The organism is Massilia endophytica (genome assembly GCF_021165955.1).
GTDB classification, from domain to species: Bacteria; Pseudomonadota; Gammaproteobacteria; order Burkholderiales; family Burkholderiaceae_D; genus Rugamonas; species Rugamonas endophytica.
Genome location: NZ_CP088952.1, coordinates 63,793 through 82,075, shown reverse-complemented (window position 1 = coordinate 82,075; position 18,283 = coordinate 63,793). Strand labels below are relative to the sequence as shown.

Below are 18,283 nucleotides of genomic sequence, written 5' to 3'. Positions count from 1 at the left end.
TAGAACCAGTGGTTGCAGACAAGTGCCGAAGCCAACCGCCCAGCCACCGTGGAGGAAAAATGGTTTTACCACTCGGGCACAAGGCCAAAAATACGAAATTTTGACCACAAACTGTTGTATCTGAATGAGTTTCCGCCAATATTTCCATTGCCTCAACCGTGCAGCTCCCTTATAAATGGTAAATACCACACGCATACCGGCATTACGGTCTTACCATACCAGTGGTCAACTGCAAGTGGTATTTGACTCACTAAACATAGGGAAACATAAGATGAAGTTAAAGCTGAAGCCCTTGGCCGCCGCGGCGGCCGCCATGTCGATGATGTACACCCTTGCGCCGGCCACCGCGGCCGCCCAGAGCAAGGCTGACGACGCCTCCGCCACTGCCGACCAGACCGTGACCATTACCGGCATCCGCGCCTCGATCGCCAAGTCCATGGCCGTCAAGCGCAATGCGGATACCAACGTCGAAGTTGTGTCCGCCGAAGACGTGGGCAAGATGCCCGACAAGAACATCGCCGACGCCCTTTCCCGCCTGCCGGGCGTGAACGTGCAGTACGGCGGCGCCCTGGCGATGGACGAAGCCGAGCGCGTGGCCGTGCGCGGCACCAGCCCCAACCTGAACCTGGTCACCGTCAACGGCCACTCGCTGAGCGCGGGCGACTGGCACCTGGGCGACCAGGCCAGCAGCGGCCGCAGCGTAGGCTTCGGCCTCATGCCTTCACAGCTGATCGGCCAGAGCATCGTCTACAAGACCGGCCGCGCCGACGTGACCGAAGGCGGTGTGTCCGGCAGCGTGGACATCATCACCCGCAAGCCGCTGGACTTCAAGAATTCGCTGAACGGCGAAGTGGCCCTGGGCGTGGCGCATGCCACCCTGGCGAAGAAAACCGACCCGCAGGCGAGCGGCCTGCTGGCCTGGAAGAACGAAGCGAAGAATTTCGGCGTGCTGCTGCAGCTCTTCAAGGAAGACCGCCACCTGCGCCGCGACGGCCAAGAGATCTTCGCCTATGACGTGCTGACCCAGGCGCAGGCCACGGCTGCAGGCCAGCCCAGCCTGGCGGGCAAGCGCATGGCGAGCAGCCTGAACGCGGCAATGTTCGAAGGCAAACGCCAGCGCCAGGGCGGCTACGTCGGCCTGCAGTACAAGGACCGCGATATCGAAGTGAACGCCAGCGGCTTCCACGCCGAGCTGAAGGCGGACAACTACAACAGCTCGGCCTACGCCCTGCCCTCGCAGCTGGTGCGCAACGGCTACCAGATCCAGAATCCGGTCGTCGATGGCGCCGTCATCACCAGCGCAACGCTGGTGCGCCCGGCGGGCAGCACGGCCCAGGTGGTTGGCCTGCAGTTCGACCACTTCTACCGTATGGGCGCCAAGTCCACCAGCGACTTCCTCGACCTGGACGGCAAGTGGCGCGTGAACCAGGACTTCACCCTCCACGCGCGCGCGGGCTCCACCGAAGGCAAGGGCCTGACGCCGTCGGAACCGAGCCTGGTGTACGGCCTGATCAGCCCCTCTTCCGTCAAGTATTCGCAGGCAGCCAACCAGCCTGCCCAGTACTCCGTGCTGAACGCTTCGGGCCAGCAGATCGACCTGGCCAACGCTTCGAACTACGCGCTGATGAGCAACCTCGCCCCGGCCGTGGAGTCCATCGACAAGGAGCGCTACTTCCACCTGGACGGCCAGTACTCGCTGGACAGCGACCTGATCAAGACCATCAAGTTCGGTGGACGCGGCACCAAGCATGAGCGCCAGTTCGACCGCTGGGAAGGCCGCTACAACGTGCAGGACAATGCCAGCGGCCCGATCACCCCGTCGCCATTCACGCCGGTTTCGGGCGGCCTGCTGGTGACCCAGGTGGCGCCCCCCTCGCCCGCCACGCGCTATCCCGGCAACTGGGCCAACGGCGTCGACGGCAACTTCCCGCGCGACTACTTCCGCTTCGACATGAACCAGATGCGCGAGTTCGCGGACAAGAACGTGAACTGGGATCGCACGCTCAACCACAACTACACGAGCGGCTACAGCATCGAGGAAGACATCCGCGCCCTGTACGGCATGGCCGAGTTCGAACTCAACCCTCAGTTCAGCGGCAACTTCGGCGTGCGCTGGGTCGAGACCAAGCTGCAGTCCACCTCCTACCAGCAGATTCCTGCCGCAACCTGCGCACCGATGCGCAATTGCGCGGTGCCGGGCGCCATCGTCGGTTCGCGCCTGGGCAGCTATGTCGCCCAGACCGTGGAAACCACGACCAAGGACCTGCTGCCAAGCCTGAACGTGCGCTGGGATCTGAACAACGACCTGATCGCACGCGCCGCGCTGACCCGCACGCTGGGCCGTCCGAACTACAACGAGCTGGCCGGCGCCGTGATCCTGGACGACCTGCGCGCCACCGGTTCGAGCGGCAATCCGGGCCTGAAGCCGATCACCTCGAACAATGCCGATGCAACGCTGGCGTGGTACTTCGCTCCGCGCGCCATGGTGAGCGGCGGCGTGTTCAGCCAGCACCTGCACGACTATGTGAAGACCGGCACCTCGGTGGTGGACTACTTCAACATCAGCCAGGGCAAGATCACGCCTTACACCGTGACCTCGCGCAAGGGCGTGAAGGCGACGCTGCGCGGCTTCGAAGCGGCGCTGGAACTTCCGATTGCAGCCGGTTTCGGCTTCGGCGCGAACGGCACCTATGTGAAGTCCAAGGATGTGGATGGCGTGGAGCTGCTGGGCACGTCGAAGCGGACCTACAACCTGCGCGGCTTCTACGAGGATGACAAGATCAGCGCGAGCCTGGCCTGGAACTATCGCAGCGACTACGCGATCGGCTTCATCGGCGACGGCACCAACAACGTGCTGCGCGACGCTGCGGGCAATATCACGCAGTACAACGGCCAGCACCGCTATGCGGGCGAAGGCAGCCTGTCGCTGTCCCTGGGTTACAAGTTCACGCCGTCGATCAGCATCCACTTCGACGCCAACAACCTGAACGACCCGGTCCGCCACACCTACTACATCACGGAGAACGCGCCCGGCTACTGGCACCAGAACGGCCGCCAGTATTTCCTGAACCTGCGCATGAAGTACTGATTGCGCCAGGCCGTGCAAAGCCCCGGTTCATCCGGGGCTTTTTTTATGGGAAGGCTGAAAACAAAAAAGCCCGCTAGTTCAACTAGCGGGCTTCTTCTCTATAACTAGCCTGACGATAACCTACTTTCACACTGGTTGCAGCACTATCATCGGCGCAAAGTCGTTTCACGGTCCTGTTCGGGATGGGAAGGGGTGGGACCGACTTGCTATGGTCATCAGGCTTAACTTGTACGAGCATCGTCCGCCGTTGCGAACGCCACTCTGAAATCTGGAAGCAGGATTATATGTAGTTGGGTATTGATTGTCTAGATCAACAAACGCGTCTCTCGCATAACCGTCAAGGTTATAGGGACAAGCCGTACGGGCAATTAGTATCAGTTAGCTTAATGCATTACTGCACTTCCACACCTGACCTATCAACGTCCTGGTCTCGAACGACCCTTCAAGGAGCTCAAGGCTCCGGGAAATCTCATCTTAAGGCAAGTTTCCCGCTTAGATGCTTTCAGCGGTTATCTCTTCCGAACTTAGCTACCCGGCAATGCCACTGGCGTGACAACCGGTACACCAGAGGTTCGTCCACTCCGGTCCTCTCGTACTAGGAGCAGCCCCCTTCAAATTTCCAACGCCCACGGCAGATAGGGACCAAACTGTCTCACGACGTTTTAAACCCAGCTCACGTACCACTTTAAATGGCGAACAGCCATACCCTTGGGACCGGCTACAGCCCCAGGATGTGATGAGCCGACATCGAGGTGCCAAACTCCCCCGTCGATATGAACTCTTGGGAGGAATCAGCCTGTTATCCCCAGAGTACCTTTTATCCGTTGAGCGATGGCCCTTCCATACAGAACCACCGGATCACTATGTCCTACTTTCGTACCTGCTCGACTTGTCGGTCTCGCAGTTAAGCACGCTTATGCCATTGCACTATTAGCACGATGTCCGACCGTACCTAGCGTACCTTCGAACTCCTCCGTTACACTTTAGGAGGAGACCGCCCCAGTCAAACTGCCTACCATGCACTGTCCCCGACCCGGATCACGGGCCAAGGTTAGAACCTCAAACAAACCAGGGTGGTATTTCAAGGTTGGCTCCACGAGAACTGGCGTCCCCGCTTCAAAGCCTCCCACCTATCCTACACAGATTGGTTCAAAGTCCAATGCAAAGCTACAGTAAAGGTTCATGGGGTCTTTCCGTCTAGCCGCGGGTAGATTGCATCATCACAAACACTTCAACTTCGCTGAGTCTCGGGAGGAGACAGTGTGGCCATCGTTACGCCATTCGTGCAGGTCGGAACTTACCCGACAAGGAATTTCGCTACCTTAGGACCGTTATAGTTACGGCCGCCGTTTACTGGGACTTCAATCAAGAGCTTGCACCCCATCATTTAATCTTCCAGCACCGGGCAGGCGTCACACCCTATACGTCCACTTTCGTGTTTGCAGAGTGCTGTGTTTTTATTAAACAGTCGCAGCCACCAGTTTATTGCAACCTTTTCGCCCTTCCACAGTAAAGTGGTCAAGCTACCGAGGCGTACCTTTTCCCGAAGTTACGGTACCAATTTGCCGAGTTCCTTCTCCCGAGTTCTCTCAAGCGCCTTAGAATACTCATCTCGCCCACCTGTGTCGGTTTGCGGTACGGTCTCGTATGACTGAAGCTTAGAGGCTTTTCTTGGAACCACTTCCGATTGCTTCGCGAGACAAGCTCGCTCGTCCCAGTCCCTTGAATTCCGCGCCCGGATTTGCCTAAGCGCCTTCTATGAACCAGAAACTGCCTATTCCAACAGGCAGACAACCTTCCGCGATCCGTCCCCCCATCGCATCATACGACGGTGCAGGAATATTAACCTGCTTCCCATCAGCTACGCATCTCTGCCTCGCCTTAGGGGCCGACTCACCCTGCTCCGATGAACGTTGAACAGGAAACCTTGGGCTTACGGCGTGCGGGCTTTTCACCCGCATTATCGCTACTCATGTCAGCATTCGCACTTCTGATACCTCCAGCATCCTTTACAAGACACCTTCGCAGGCTTACAGAACGCTCTCCTACCATATGCTTACGCATATCCGCAGCTTCGGTGACTGGCTTAGCCCCGTTACATCTTCCGCGCAGGACGACTCGATCAGTGAGCTATTACGCTTTCTTTAAATGATGGCTGCTTCTAAGCCAACATCCTGACTGTTTTAGCCTTCCCACTTCGTTTTCCACTTAGCCAATCTTTGGGACCTTAGCTGGCGGTCTGGGTTGTTTCCCTCTTGACGCCGGACGTTAGCACCCGACGTCTGTCTCCCAAGCTCGCACTCACCGGTATTCGGAGTTTGCAATGGTTTGGTAAGTCGCGATGACCCCCTAGCCATAACAGTGCTCTACCCCCGGTGGTGATACTTGAGGCACTACCTAAATAGTTTTCGGAGAGAACCAGCTATTTCCAAGTTTGTTTAGCCTTTCACCCCTACCCACAGCTCATCCCCTAATTTTTCAACATTAGTGGGTTCGGTCCTCCAGTGCGTGTTACCGCACCTTCAACCTGGCCATGGGTAGATCACTTGGTTTCGGGTCTACACCCAGCGACTGGCGCCCTGTTCGGACTCGATTTCTCTACGGCTCCCCTATCTGGTTAACCTCGCCACTGAATGTAAGTCGCTGACCCATTATACAAAAGGTACGCCGTCACCCCACGAAGAGGCTCCGACTGTTTGTATGCACACGGTTTCAGGATCTATTTCACTCCCCTCCCGGGGTTCTTTTCGCCTTTCCCTCACGGTACTGGTTCACTATCGGTCGATTACGAGTATTTAGCCTTGGAGGATGGTCCCCCCATCTTCAGACAGGATTTCTCGTGTCCCGCCCTACTTGTCGTACGCTTAGTACCACCGTTCTGATTTCGTGTACGGGGCTATCACCCGCTATGGCCCACATTTCCAGGTGGTTCCACTATCAGCTCGATTATCACGTACAGGCTCTTCCCATTTCGCTCGCCACTACTTTGGGAATCTCGGTTGATTTCTTTTCCTGCAGCTACTTAGATGTTTCAGTTCGCCGCGTTCGCTTCACACACCTATGTATTCAGTGTGAGATGACCTAAAAGGCCGGGTTTCCCCATTCGGAAATCTTCGGATCAATGCTTGTTTGTCAGCTCCCCGAAGCTTATCGCAGACTTCTACGTCCTTCATCGCCTGTAATCGCCAAGGCATCCGCCATGTGCACTTATTCACTTGTCCCTATAACCTTGACGGCTATAAGTCTAAGAGAGTTACTACGTTTGTTGCAGTATTCTAATTTGCAATCAATTACCCTAATTTACTACTTTGCTTCCAGATTTTTAAAGAACGAGTACTACTTTTATCTAAGGTTCGGACCTTACATAAAAGCAGTGGTGGAGGATGACGGGATCGAACCGACGACCCCCTGCTTGCAAAGCAGGTGCTCTCCCAGCTGAGCTAATCCCCCGTATGTACTTGGTGGGTCTGGTTGGGCTCGAACCAACGACCCCCGCGTTATCAACACGGTGCTCTAACCAGCTGAGCTACAGACCCGCGCTCGTTTCTTCTTCTACTAACAGCCGATAAGTGTGAACGTTTGAGTCCGTGCGACTCTAGAAAGGAGGTGATCCAGCCGCACCTTCCGATACGGCTACCTTGTTACGACTTCACCCCAGTCACGAATCCTACCGTGGTAAGCGCCCCCCTTACGGTTAAGCTACCTACTTCTGGTAAAACCCGCTCCCATGGTGTGACGGGCGGTGTGTACAAGACCCGGGAACGTATTCACCGCGACATGCTGATCCGCGATTACTAGCGATTCCAACTTCATGCAGTCGAGTTGCAGACTACAATCCGGACTACGATACACTTTCTGGGATTTGCTCCCCCTCGCGGGTTGGCGGCCCTCTGTATGTACCATTGTATGACGTGTGAAGCCCTACCCATAAGGGCCATGAGGACTTGACGTCATCCCCACCTTCCTCCGGTTTGTCACCGGCAGTCTCATTAGAGTGCCCTTTCGTAGCAACTAATGACAAGGGTTGCGCTCGTTGCGGGACTTAACCCAACATCTCACGACACGAGCTGACGACAGCCATGCAGCACCTGTGTGCAGGTTCTCTTTCGAGCACCCCCGGATCTCTCCAGGGTTCCTGCCATGTCAAGGGTAGGTAAGGTTTTTCGCGTTGCATCGAATTAATCCACATCATCCACCGCTTGTGCGGGTCCCCGTCAATTCCTTTGAGTTTTAATCTTGCGACCGTACTCCCCAGGCGGTCTACTTCACGCGTTAGCTGCGTTACCAAGTCAATTAAGACCCGACAACTAGTAGACATCGTTTAGGGCGTGGACTACCAGGGTATCTAATCCTGTTTGCTCCCCACGCTTTCGTGCATGAGCGTCAATCTTAGCCCAGGGGGCTGCCTTCGCCATCGGTGTTCCTCCACATCTCTACGCATTTCACTGCTACACGTGGAATTCTACCCCCCTCTGCCAGATTCCAGCCTTGCAGTCTCCATTGCCATTCCCAGGTTAAGCCCGGGGATTTCACAACAGACTTACAAAACCGCCTGCGCACGCTTTACGCCCAGTAATTCCGATTAACGCTCGCACCCTACGTATTACCGCGGCTGCTGGCACGTAGTTAGCCGGTGCTTATTCTTCAGGTACCGTCATTAGCCGTGGATATTAGCCACAGCCGTTTCTTCCCTGACAAAAGAGCTTTACAACCCGAAGGCCTTCTTCACTCACGCGGCATTGCTGGATCAGGGTTGCCCCCATTGTCCAAAATTCCCCACTGCTGCCTCCCGTAGGAGTCTGGGCCGTGTCTCAGTCCCAGTGTGGCTGGTCGTCCTCTCAGACCAGCTACTGATCGTCGCCTTGGTGAGCCTTTACCTCACCAACTAGCTAATCAGATATCGGCCGCTCCAGGAGCACGAGGCCCGAAGGTCCCCCGCTTTCATCCTTGGATCGTATGCGGTATTAGCGTAACTTTCGCTACGTTATCCCCCACTCTTGGGTACGTTCCGATACATTACTCACCCGTTCGCCACTCGCCGCCAGGCCGAAGCCCGCGCTGCCGTTCGACTTGCATGTGTAAAGCATGCCGCCAGCGTTCAATCTGAGCCAGGATCAAACTCTTCAGTTCAATCTCTGTTTTCGGCATTTCTGCCGGGCCATTCACTCAAAATACTGACATATTTCTTGTGAACGTTTGAATCTATTATTTGAGCATCGAAGCCTAAGCTCCGCGCACTTCTTCAAACGCCCACACTTATCGACTGTTAATTTTTAAAGATCCTGCTGTGTCTCACGAAGCGTTGTGTTCGTGAAGCAGAGAAACGAGATTATGCGGGAGCACCGCTAAGCCGTCAAGGCCCTCTCTTCAAAGACCCTCGAAGTTCGCGGGTCTTTTTTCGAGGAAGGCGTGCATGCCTTCGCGCTGGGCCGGCGTGCCAAAGGCCGCGTGGAACAGGCGGCGCTCGTAGTTCACGCCTTCCGTCAGCGTGGTTTCGAAGGAGCGGTTCACGGCATCCTTGATCTGCATGGCCACCGACAGCGGCATGGAGGCGATCTGCGTGGCGATGGCCAGTGCTTCTTCCATCAGCTTGTCCGCCGGGATCACGCGCGACACGAGGCCGATGCGTTCCGCTTCCGCCGCGTCGATGGTGCGGGCCGTCAGCAGCAGGTCCATGGCCTTCGATTTGCCGATGGCGCGCGGCAGGCGCTGGGTGCCGCCCGCGCCAGGCGTGACGCCGACCTTGATTTCGGGCTGGCCGAACTTGGCGCTGTCGGCCGCGATCAGGAAGTCGCACATCATGGCCAGCTCGCAGCCGCCGCCCAGGGCGTAGCCTGCCACGGCGCCGATCACGGGCTTGCGGACCTTAAGGATATGTTCCCAGTTGCGGGTGATGTAGTTGTCGCGATAGGTGTCCTGATAAGTGTAGTCGGCCATGGCGGCAATGTCGGCGCCTGCGGCGAAGGCCTTTTCGCTGCCGGTGAGGACGATGCAGCCGATCTGCGGGTCCTTGTCGAAGCGGGCGAAGGCTTCGCCCAGCTCATTCATCATGCTGTCGTTCAGGGAGTTGAGCGATTTCGGGCGGTTCAGGCGGATCAGCGCCACTTTGCCGTGAACTTCGACGATCAGTTCCTGGTACTCCATCAGTGTCTCCTTATGGGAAAAGTATCCGGCGATTGTAGCGCCTCCGGGCGGGCGGCTGCTATCATCTGTTCACAGATGTATACCGTGTTCCGATCCTACCTGTCGAAGAAACTCTCCGGCGACGAGCTGTTGTCCAGCGTGGACTTCCGGCGCTACTGGCTGAGCGCCATGCTGTCGAATTTCGGCTCGCTGGTGGGCGGATTGGCCCTGCCGCTGTGCGGCGCGCTCGTGCTCCACGCGACGCCCGCCCAGATGGGCATTCTCACGGCCTGCCAGGCCATTCCCTTCGCCTTCTTCGCCCTGCCCGCGGGCGTATGGCTCGACCGGCGGCGAAAGGTGCCTATCCTGTTGGGCAGCAAGGTGGCGCAGGCGATCGCGCTGGCAGTGATCCCGGTGGCCTACTGGTGCGGCGTACTCTCGATGCCCTGGCTTTACGCCGTGGCCGCGACCCTGGGCACCTGTTCGGTGGTGGGCGGCGGCGCCGAGCAGATTTTCCTGAACATGCTGGTGGGGCGCGATCGCATGGTGGAAGCGCAGTCGCGCTTTGCGGCCACCGACTCCATCCTGCGCCTGTTCACGCCCGGCATTGCGGGCCTGCTGATCCAGTGGCTGACCGCCCCGGTGGCGATCATGGTCAATTCCATGGGCTTCGTGGCCTCGGTGTGGAAGCTGCGCCGCGTGCACGTGGACGAACCCGAACCCAGGCCTTCGGACAAGCACCCGCTGCACGATATCGCCCAGGGCTTCGCCTTCATCTGGAAGCATCCGTTGCTGCGGGCGCTGGCTTTTGGCGCCGGGAGCTGGCACCTGCTCTACTATGGGTACACTGCCCTGCTGGTGCTCTTCGCCACGCGCGAACTGGGCATGTCCGCCGGCCAGATCGGCACGGCGCACATGGTGGGCGGGCTGGGCGTCTTTGTGAGCTCGATGGTCCTGCGCCCGCTGAACCGGCGCTATGGCGAAGGCATTCCCATCCTGGTGGGTACGGCGGCTACCGTCTTCGGCTTCGTGCTGATGCCGCTGATCCCGGCCTCCCTGTTCGGCAGCACGGACGCCTCCAAGATCGCATTCGCCTGCCTGATCTTTACTCACGACTGCGGCGTGATGCTCTTCTTTATTCCCTACCAGGCGCTGCGACAGAAGGTCACGCCGGATCACATGATGGGCCGCATGATCTCGACGATGCGCTTCCTCACGGTGGCCATTGCGCCCCTGGGCGCCCTCTGTGCGGGCTACGTGGCAGACCATTTCAGCATCCGCACCAGCATGGCCTGTGTGGCCGTGGGCGGGCTGGCCCTCCTCCTATATATGCTGGCCTCGCGCCCCATCCGAAGCGTGCGCCCTTGAAGAAGACAGCGTTCTACACTGGGGCATTGCCAACAATGCAAGGGGATGCGTCATGTTCAAGAACATTTTGTTTCCCACCGACGGCTCGCCGCTTTCGGAAAAAGTGACCGCCACGGTCGTGCAGCTGGCCCAGCTGCATGGTGCGCGGATCGTGTCGATCTCGGTCGCCCAGCCCTTCCCTTTTGTGCCTCTTTCCGATGGCGCGGTAGTGCCGGATGCGGAGGTGTATGAAACCCAGATCCACCAGGCGGCGAAGTCCAGCCTGGACAAGGTGGCGGCCGCCGCGGGCAGTGCAGGCGTGCCTTTCGAGGGCATCGTCGCGACTTCGCACAATCCCTACGATGAAATCGTGACCGCCGCCGAACGGCACAACTGCGACCTGATCGTGATGGCTTCGCACGGCCGCAAGGGCCTGAACAAGCTGTTCCTCGGCAGCGAAACGCAGAAGGTGCTGGCCCACACCCACCTGCCTGTGCTGGTGCTGCGCTAGCGCGCCGCCTTCGGCAGGAGCACCCATACCTGGCCGCGCTGCTTCATGCGGCCGGCGTTCTCCGCGGCCTCCGTGGCGAATCCAAAGAAGAAGTCGACCCGGATGGCGCCCTTGATGGCGCCGCCCGTGTCCTGCGCCATGACCAGGCGCTGCATCGGCACATCGCTGGCCGCCTGCGTGGTGGACAGGTAAAGCGGCGCGCCCAGCGGAAGCTGGGCGGGATCGATGGCGACGGAACGCTGCGGCGTGAGCGGCACGCCCAGCGTGCCCTTCGGCCCCACGGAAGGATCGGGCAGTTTCTCTTCGCGGAAGAAGACATAGCTCGGATTGGCGTTGAACAACTCCTGCATGCGCGTGGGATGGCCCGCGATCCAGCCCTTGATGCCTTGCGCCGTGGCCTGCTCCGGCGTGAGTTCGCCCTGCTCGATCAGCCACTTGCCGATGGCCTTGTAGGGATGGCCGTTCTGGTCCGCGTAGGCCACGCGCACGGTCTCCTTCGTATCCGCCAGCTGCACACGGCCGGAGCCCTGCACTTCGAGGAAGAAGGCTTCCACGGGATCGTCCACCCACAGCAGTTCCTTGCCTTTGAAGTCCGCCTGTGCGATGTCGGCCCGGCTCTGGTAGGGAATGACCTTGCGGCCCTGGAGGCGGCCGCGCAGGCGCTTGCCCTTCAGCTCGGGATAGACGCTGCCCAGGTCCACGATCAGCAGGTCGTCCGGCACCTTGTAGAGGGGCGTCTGGTAAGGGCCGCCCTTCTTGCGGGCGCCGTGCAGGAGCGGCTCGTAGTAGCCGGTGACCAGGCCGCTGTCCGAACCGTCGGGCGCGATCACCCGCTGCGGCTCGAAGAAGGTTTCGAAATACTGGCGGATGGCCTGCTCGTCGCTGGCGTCGACGGTGCGCGCCACGCTGCAGGCTTCCTGCCAGTCCGGCCGCTTGCCCAGCGCGCGGCAGGAGGCGGTGAACGCGGGCCAGGCGGCGCGCAGGTCGTCGCGGTCCCAGCCGGGCAAGGCGCTGAACGGTACGGGCACGAATTCCGTTTTCGCTGGCGGCGCGGGGACCGGCGCCGGCGCGGGAGCCGGGGCGGGAACGGGCGCCGGGGCGGGAGCAGGCTTGGGGGGCGGCACGGGAAGGGGCTGGGGCGCGGGCGGCTGGGTGCCGCAGGCGCTCAGCAGCAGGGCGAGGCAGGCGGCGGCGACGGCGCCGGGCGAAAGCGGTAAACTACGGCGTTCGAATGACATGAGGGCTGGACTATGTGGTATCTGATGATCGAGGCGCTGGTCGCGCTGTTCCTGCTGGTATTCATCGTCTGGTGGACAATGCCGGGCAAGAAAAAATCCCCGCCCAAACAGAAGGACAGTGCCGAGTAAGCGTTCGCCTCAGTGTAGCGTGCGCGGCAGGGACAGCACAAACTCCGGAATCTTCGCTTCGAACTGATGGCCATCCTCGGCCACGCAGAAGTATTCGCCGACCATGGAGCCCTGAGGCGTCTGCAGGGCAGTGCCGCTGGTGTATTCGAAGGCTTCGCCCGGCTGCAGCAGGGGCTGATGTCCCACCACGCCAAGTCCGCGCACCTCTTCCTTGTGGTTGTTGGCGTCCACGATGACCCAGTGCCGCGAGATCAGCTGCGCCGCCACCGTGCCCGTGTTCTTGATCGTGATCGAATAGGTGAACACGAAATTGGTGCGTTCGGGATCGGACTGTTCGGGCAGGTACTGCGTCCTCACGGACACAGTGAATTCGTATCGCGACATCGACTTTCCTTAGTATTCAGTAAGCATTGGCAGTTTAGCATTGCACTCCAATTCCGCCGCGCGCGCAAGGTGCGCGTAAAATAGCGCATCTTTTTTATGCAAGCCCTACCATGACTACTTACCGCATCGCTCCCAGCATCCTGTCCGCCGACTTCGCCAAACTGGGCGAAGAGGTGCGCAATGTCGTCGCCGCCGGCGCCGACATCATCCACTTCGACGTAATGGACAACCACTATGTGCCGAACCTGACCATCGGCCCCCTCGTGTGCCAGGCCATCCGTCCGCATGTGCAGGTGCCGATCGACGTGCATCTCATGGTGAAACCGGTGGACCGCATCATTCCCGACTTCGCCAAGGCTGGCGCCAACATCATTACCTTCCACCCGGAAGCCTCGGACCATATCGACCGCTCGCTGCAGCTGATCCGCGATAACGGCTGCAAGGCCGGGCTGGTGTTCAACCCGGCCACGCCGCTCAGCTATCTGGAACACGTGATGGACAAGGTCGACATGATCCTCATCATGTCCGTGAACCCCGGCTTCGGCGGCCAGTCCTTCATTCCCCAGGCGCTGAAGAAAATCGCCGAGGCGCGCCGCCTGATCGACGAATCGGGCCGCGACATCCTGCTGGAAGTGGACGGCGGCATCAAGGTGGAGAACATCGCCGCTGCCGCGAAAGCGGGCGCGGACACCTTCGTCGCCGGTTCCGCCATCTTCGGCCAGCCCGACTACAAGGCCGTGATCGACGCCATGCGCGGCCAGCTGGCGGCGGTGTAAGCATGGCGGCGGCCCATCCCCTGCGCGGCGTACGGGCCGCCATCGTTGACCTCGACGGGACGATGCTGGACACGATACCGGACTTCCATGTGGCGATCAACCGCATGCGCGAAGAACTGGCGCTCGCGCCCATCAGCTCCGACCAGATCCGCCTCATGGTGGGCAAGGGTTCGGAGAACCTGATCCGCAGCGTGCTCGCGCTGGACCACCCGGCCGATCAGATCGAGCTGCACCTCCCCAAGGCGATGGACGCATACCAGCGCCACTACCTGAGCATCAACGGCCTGCACAGCGTGCACTATCCCGACGTGGCGGAAGGCCTGCAGGCGCTGAAGGACGCAGGCCTGCGCCTGGCCTGCGTGACCAATAAGCCTATCGCCTTTGCCCTGCCGCTGCTGAAGGCGAAGGGCCTGGACGGCTTCTTCGAGGTGATCTACGGCGGCGACTCGCTGCCGAAGAAGAAGCCCGATCCCCTGCCCCTGCTGACGGTCTGCGAGGACTTCGGCCTGCCGCCTGCCCAGGTGGTGGCCATCGGCGACTCCTCCAACGACGCGGCGGCGGCGCGCGCGGCAGGCTGCCCGGTGCTGACGGTGCCCTATGGGTACAATCACGGGGAGTCTATACACGACACCGATTCCGATGGTATAGTTGACACGCTGCTCCATGCGGCGAACCTGATTGGCTTGCACAACAACACAGCAAACTGACCGCCTTCTTAACGATGTTTCTCAACAAAAGACACAATGTCACCCACCGGGGCTCGATTGAGGCCTGGCTATGGCGACGCTGGCAATCCTGGGCTAACTAACCCCTATTGATTGCTGCCGCCGGAGTTCGTCTGTACGCCTCCCCGGCAGGTTTTTTGAACCTCACCGCCACCACCACATCGAAGCTGGCGGATTGGAGAGAAGCATGACCGAACTCGAATTCAAATCGCTGGCCACGCAAGGCTACAACCGTATTCCCCTGATCGCGGAAGCTTTCGCCGATCTCGAAACCCCGCTCACGCTCTACCTCAAGCTGGCCCAGACCCAGAACACCGGCAAGAACACCTTCCTGCTGGAGTCCGTGGTGGGCGGCGAACGTTTCGGGCGCTACTCCTTCATCGGCCTGCCCGCCAGCACCGTGCTGCGCACCTTCGGCAGCCGCACGGAGATCGTGAAGCACGGCGAAGTGATCGAGACCCACGAAGGCAATCCCCTCGAATTCATCGAGCAGTACCAGGCGCGCTTCAAGGTGGCGCTGCGCCCCGGCATGCCGCGCTTCTGCGGCGGCCTGGCGGGCTACTTCGGCTACGACACGGTGCGCCATATCGAGAAGAAGCTGGCCAACACGCAGCCGAAGGACGACCTGGGCCTGCCCGACATCCAGCTCATGGTGACGGAAGAGCTGGCGGTGATCGACAACCTCTCCGGCAAGCTCTATCTGATCGTGTACGCGGACACCGCGCAGCCAGAGTCCTTCTCGAAGGCGCGCCAGCGCCTGAAGGACCTGCGCGCCCTGCTGCGCCGCGGCGTGGATGCGCCGGTGACCAGCGCCTCGGTGCGCACCGACATCATTCGCGACTTCAAGAAGGAAGACTATCTGGCCGCAGTGGCCAAGGCGCACGAATACGTGATGGCCGGCGACCTGATGCAGGTGCAGATCGGCCAGCGCATCCGCAAGCCGTATGTCGATTCGCCTTTGACCCTCTACCGCGCGCTGCGTTCCCTGAACCCCTCGCCGTACATGTACTTCTATAACTTCGGCGACATGCAGATCGTGGGCGCTTCGCCCGAGATCCTGGTGCGCAACGAGACCCTGCCGGACGGCGAGAAAAAGGTCACGCTGCGCCCCATCGCAGGCACCCGCCCGCGCGGCAATACGCCCGAGCGCGACGCGGAGCTGGCGAAGGAGCTGCTGAACGATCCGAAGGAAATCGCCGAACACGTGATGCTGATCGACCTGGCGCGCAATGACCTGGGCCGCATTTCCGAAACCGGCAGCGTGAAGGTCACCGACAAGATGGTGATCGAAAAGTATTCGCATGTGCAGCATATCGTTTCGAACGTGGAAGGCAGGCTGAAGTCCGGCATGTCCAACCTGGACGTGCTGCGCGCGACCTTCCCGGCCGGTACGCTGACGGGAGCGCCGAAAGTGCGCGCCATGGAAGTGATCGACGAACTGGAGATCTCCAAGCGCGGCATCTACGGCGGCGCCTGCGGCTACCTCTCCTTCGGCGGCGAGATGGACGTGGCGATTGCGATCCGCACCGGCGTGATCAAGGACGGCATGCTGTACGTGCAGGCTGCCGCCGGCATCGTGGCCGACTCCATCGCCGAGATGGAATGGCAGGAAACCGAGAACAAGGCGCGCGCCGTGCTGCGCGCGGCCGAGCAAGTGCAAGATGGCCTGGACGGGGAGTTCTGAAATGCTGCTGATGATCGACAACTACGACTCCTTCACCTACAACATCGTGCAGTACTTCGGTGAGCTGGGCGAGGACGTGCGCACCTTCCGCAACGACGAAATCACCATCGCGGAGATCGAGGCGCTGAATCCGGACCGCATCTGCATCTCCCCCGGCCCGAAAGCGCCTGCGCAGGCAGGCATTTCGGTCGAGGTGCTGAAGCATTTCGCGGGCAAGAAGCCGATTCTCGGCGTGTGCCTTGGCCACCAGGCCATCGGCGAAGCCTTCGGCGGCAAGGTGATCCGCGCCAAGCAGGTCATGCACGGCAAGACCTCGCTGATCGCGCACACCGGTGTGGGCGTTTTCAAAGGGCTGCCCAGCCCATTTACCGTAATCCGTTACCACTCTCTGGCGATCGAGCGTTCCTCGCTGCCTTCCTGCCTGGAAGTCACCGCGTGGACCGACGACGGCGAAATCATGGGCGTGCGGCACAAGGACTTCGACATCGAGGGCGTGCAGTTCCACCCCGAGTCCATCCTGTCCGAGCACGGCCACGCCCTGCTGAAGAATTTCCTCGAACGCTAAGAGAAGGAACGCATCATGCCAATCACCCACCAGGAAGCCCTGCTGCGCTGTATCGAACACCGCGAAATTTTCCACGACGAGATGCTGCACCTGTTCCGCCAGATCATGAGCGGAGAGATGTCGCCCGTGATGGTCGCGGCGCTGACCATGGGCCTGCGCGTCAAGAAGGAAACCATCGGCGAGATCACGGCCGCCGCGCAAGTGATGCGCGAGTTCTCGACCAAGGTGCCGATGGCCGATACCACCAACCTGCTCGACATCGTGGGCACAGGCGGCGACGGCGCGCACAGCTTCAATATCTCCACCGCCTCCATGTTCGTGGCGGCGGCGGCGGGCGCGCGCGTGGCCAAGCATGGAGGCCGCAGCGTGTCCTCCTCCTCCGGCAGCGCGGACCTGATCGAATCGCTGGGCGCCAATATCAATCTCAAGCCGGAGCAGATCGCGCAGTCCATCGCCCAGAGCGGCATCGGCTTCATGTTCGCTCCCAACCACCACTCCGCCATGAAGCACGTGGCGCCGGTGCGCAAGGAGCTGGGTGTGCGCTCCATCTTCAATATTCTGGGCCCGCTCACCAATCCGGCGGGCGCGCCGAACATCCTGATGGGCGTGTTCCACCCGGACCTGGTCGGCATCCAGGTGCGCGTGCTGCAGCGCCTGGGCGCGCAGCATGCCATGGTGGTCTATGGCCGCGACAATATGGACGAAGTGTCGCTGGGTGCGGGCACCATGGTCGGTGAACTCGTCAACGGCGAAATCCGCGAGTACGAAATCCACCCGGAAGACTTCGGCCTGCAGATGACGGCAAGCCGCAACCTCAAGGTGGCTGATTCCGCCGAGTCCAAACGCAAGGTGCTGGACGCGCTGCACGGCGTGCCGGGACCGGCGACCGACATCGTGGCGCTGAACGCAGGCACGGCCCTGTATGCGGCTGGCGTTGCGGAATCCATCGGCGACGGCCTGGCGCGGGCGCGCAAGGCTATCTCTTCCGGCGCGGCGCTGGCGAAGCTGAACCAGTTCGTGCAGGTGACCCAGGCGCTCGGCGCCAGCAACTGAGGGGACGGCGATGCACGGAATCCACGACCTCACCCTGTTCATCATTTCCGGCCTCCTGCTCAACATCATGCCGGGGCCGGACTCGCTGCTGATCATGGCGCGCAGCGCGACCCAGGGCTGGCGCGCGGGCTGCGCCGCGGCCCTGGGCATCGGCACCGGCACGATGGTGCACGTGCTGGCGGCGGCCCTCGGGCTCTCCGCCCTGCTGGCCACCTCCGCCACTGCGTTCAATGTGGTGAAGTGGGTGGGCGCGGCCTACATCGTCTACTGCGGCATCGGCATGCTGCGCGCACGCCTGAAGCAGGAACCCGAGGCGGACGCAAAGCCTGCCGCACCGGCGCCCCTGCCCTTCCGCCGCATCTTCGCGCAAGGCTTCCTCACCAATGTGCTGAACCCGAAGGTGGCGCTCTTCTTCCTCGCCTTTGTGCCGCAATTCATCGACGCCGATGCGCCGAACAAGCCGCTCGCCTTTATCGTCCTGGGCTGCATCTTCAATTTCAACGGCATGCTGTGGTGTAACGGGCTGGCCCTGTTCACCGCTCTCGCCAGCGCGAAGCTGAAGGTCAAGCCGCTGGTGGCGCTGTGGCTGAACCGCATTACCGGCTCCCTCTTCCTGGCCCTGGGCGCGCGGCTTGCGCTCTCCGAGCAGCACTGAGCATC

Annotated in this window: 12 protein-coding genes, 2 tRNA genes and 3 rRNA genes; 9 read left to right on the top strand and 8 right to left on the bottom strand. The window is 60.6% G+C overall.

The features are described 5' to 3' along the window. Positions 1–271: 271 nt before the first annotated feature. Positions 272–3,088: a TonB-dependent receptor gene (locus LSQ66_RS00400; protein ID WP_231767855.1), complete on the top strand. Its 2,817-nt coding sequence runs from the start codon at positions 272–274 to the stop codon at positions 3,086–3,088. Between the two features lie 107 nt (positions 3,089–3,195). Here LSQ66_RS00400 and rrf read toward each other — a convergent pair. The 6 genes from rrf to LSQ66_RS00370 all read right to left on the bottom strand — a co-directional run bounded on the left by rrf (position 3,196) and on the right by LSQ66_RS00370 (position 9,232). Beyond that, positions 3,196–3,308: ribosomal RNA gene (gene rrf, locus LSQ66_RS00395) — 5S ribosomal RNA — on the bottom strand. Between the two features lie 127 nt (positions 3,309–3,435). Further along, positions 3,436–6,309, bottom strand: a 23S ribosomal RNA gene (locus LSQ66_RS00390). A gap of 153 nt (positions 6,310–6,462) precedes the next feature. Further along, positions 6,463–6,538 (bottom strand) — tRNA-Ala (locus tag LSQ66_RS00385). A gap of 9 nt (positions 6,539–6,547) precedes the next feature. Continuing rightward, positions 6,548–6,624 (bottom strand) — tRNA-Ile (locus LSQ66_RS00380). A 63-nt stretch (positions 6,625–6,687) separates the two neighbouring features. Then, a 16S ribosomal RNA gene (locus LSQ66_RS00375) occupies positions 6,688–8,218 on the bottom strand. Together the 16S, 23S and 5S rRNA genes with 2 tRNA genes alongside form the textbook arrangement of a ribosomal RNA operon. 237 nt (positions 8,219–8,455) lie before the next feature. Further along, positions 8,456–9,232 carry an enoyl-CoA hydratase gene (locus tag LSQ66_RS00370; RefSeq protein WP_231767854.1) on the bottom strand — a complete coding sequence of 259 codons (777 nt, stop codon included), beginning with the start codon at positions 9,230–9,232 and terminating at the stop codon, positions 8,456–8,458. Between the two features lie 75 nt (positions 9,233–9,307). Between LSQ66_RS00370 and LSQ66_RS00365 the strand changes: the two genes are divergently transcribed. Continuing rightward, complete coding sequence (locus LSQ66_RS00365) at positions 9,308–10,579, top strand: MFS transporter (RefSeq protein ID WP_231767853.1); 1,272 nt, start codon at positions 9,308–9,310, stop codon at positions 10,577–10,579. A 52-nt stretch (positions 10,580–10,631) separates the two neighbouring features. Beyond that, a complete protein-coding gene (locus tag LSQ66_RS00360) occupies positions 10,632–11,069 on the top strand; it encodes a universal stress protein (RefSeq protein WP_231767852.1) in 438 nt (145 codons plus the stop codon). Here LSQ66_RS00360 and mltA read toward each other — a convergent pair. Both mltA and apaG read right to left on the bottom strand, forming a co-directional pair. Next, positions 11,066–12,307 carry a murein transglycosylase A gene (gene mltA, locus LSQ66_RS00355; protein ID WP_231767851.1) on the bottom strand — a complete coding sequence of 414 codons (1,242 nt, stop codon included), beginning with the start codon at positions 12,305–12,307 and terminating at the stop codon, positions 11,066–11,068. The genes LSQ66_RS00360 and mltA overlap by 4 nt on opposite strands. Before the next feature lie 138 nt (positions 12,308–12,445). Further along, entirely contained in the window at positions 12,446–12,820 is a 375-nt protein-coding gene (apaG, locus tag LSQ66_RS00350; RefSeq protein WP_231767850.1) for a Co2+/Mg2+ efflux protein ApaG, read from the bottom strand. Positions 12,821–12,930: 110 nt separating this feature from the next. On the opposite strand from apaG, the gene rpe reads away from it, so the two are divergent. The 6 genes from rpe (at position 12,931) to LSQ66_RS00320 (ending at position 18,278) form a co-directional block, all read left to right on the top strand. Continuing rightward, a complete protein-coding gene (gene rpe / locus LSQ66_RS00345) occupies positions 12,931–13,596 on the top strand; it encodes a ribulose-phosphate 3-epimerase (RefSeq protein WP_231767849.1) in 666 nt (221 codons plus the stop codon). Positions 13,597–13,598: 2 nt separating this feature from the next. Continuing rightward, positions 13,599–14,303, top strand: a complete 705-nt coding sequence (locus LSQ66_RS00340) for a phosphoglycolate phosphatase (RefSeq protein ID WP_231767848.1) — start codon at positions 13,599–13,601, stop codon at positions 14,301–14,303. A 205-nt stretch (positions 14,304–14,508) separates the two neighbouring features. Next, positions 14,509–16,005 carry an anthranilate synthase component I gene (gene trpE / locus LSQ66_RS00335; RefSeq protein ID WP_231767847.1) on the top strand — a complete coding sequence of 499 codons (1,497 nt, stop codon included), beginning with the start codon at positions 14,509–14,511 and terminating at the stop codon, positions 16,003–16,005. A gap of 1 nt (position 16,006) precedes the next feature. Further along, a complete protein-coding gene (locus LSQ66_RS00330) occupies positions 16,007–16,570 on the top strand; it encodes an anthranilate synthase component II (RefSeq protein WP_231767846.1) in 564 nt (187 codons plus the stop codon). Between the two features lie 15 nt (positions 16,571–16,585). Beyond that, positions 16,586–17,623 (top strand): anthranilate phosphoribosyltransferase, encoded by a 1,038-nt coding sequence (gene trpD / locus LSQ66_RS00325; RefSeq protein ID WP_231767845.1) that lies wholly within the window; start codon positions 16,586–16,588, stop codon positions 17,621–17,623. Between the two features lie 10 nt (positions 17,624–17,633). After that, the gene (locus tag LSQ66_RS00320) at positions 17,634–18,278 is read left to right on the top strand and encodes a LysE family translocator (protein WP_231767844.1); all 645 of its coding nucleotides are present in this window, start codon (positions 17,634–17,636) and stop codon (positions 18,276–18,278) included. Positions 18,279–18,283 lie beyond the last annotated feature (5 nt).

Bases quoted from the DNA above. Each gene is read 5' to 3' on its own strand.
- LSQ66_RS00400 (WP_231767855.1), top strand. From the start codon at position 272: ATGAAGTTAAAGCTGAAGCCCTTGGCCGCCGCGGCGGCCGCCATGTCG.
- LSQ66_RS00370 (WP_231767854.1), bottom strand. From the start codon at position 9,232: ATGGAGTACCAGGAACTGATCGTCGAAGTTCACGGCAAAGTGGCGCTG.
- LSQ66_RS00365 (WP_231767853.1), top strand. From the start codon at position 9,308: ATGTATACCGTGTTCCGATCCTACCTGTCGAAGAAACTCTCCGGCGAC.
- LSQ66_RS00360 (WP_231767852.1), top strand. From the start codon at position 10,632: ATGTTCAAGAACATTTTGTTTCCCACCGACGGCTCGCCGCTTTCGGAA.
- mltA (WP_231767851.1), bottom strand. From the start codon at position 12,307: ATGTCATTCGAACGCCGTAGTTTACCGCTTTCGCCCGGCGCCGTCGCC.
- apaG (WP_231767850.1), bottom strand. From the start codon at position 12,820: ATGTCGCGATACGAATTCACTGTGTCCGTGAGGACGCAGTACCTGCCC.
- rpe (WP_231767849.1), top strand. From the start codon at position 12,931: ATGACTACTTACCGCATCGCTCCCAGCATCCTGTCCGCCGACTTCGCC.
- LSQ66_RS00340 (WP_231767848.1), top strand. From the start codon at position 13,599: ATGGCGGCGGCCCATCCCCTGCGCGGCGTACGGGCCGCCATCGTTGAC.
- trpE (WP_231767847.1), top strand. From the start codon at position 14,509: ATGACCGAACTCGAATTCAAATCGCTGGCCACGCAAGGCTACAACCGT.
- LSQ66_RS00330 (WP_231767846.1), top strand. From the start codon at position 16,007: ATGCTGCTGATGATCGACAACTACGACTCCTTCACCTACAACATCGTG.
- trpD (WP_231767845.1), top strand. From the start codon at position 16,586: ATGCCAATCACCCACCAGGAAGCCCTGCTGCGCTGTATCGAACACCGC.
- LSQ66_RS00320 (WP_231767844.1), top strand. From the start codon at position 17,634: ATGCACGGAATCCACGACCTCACCCTGTTCATCATTTCCGGCCTCCTG.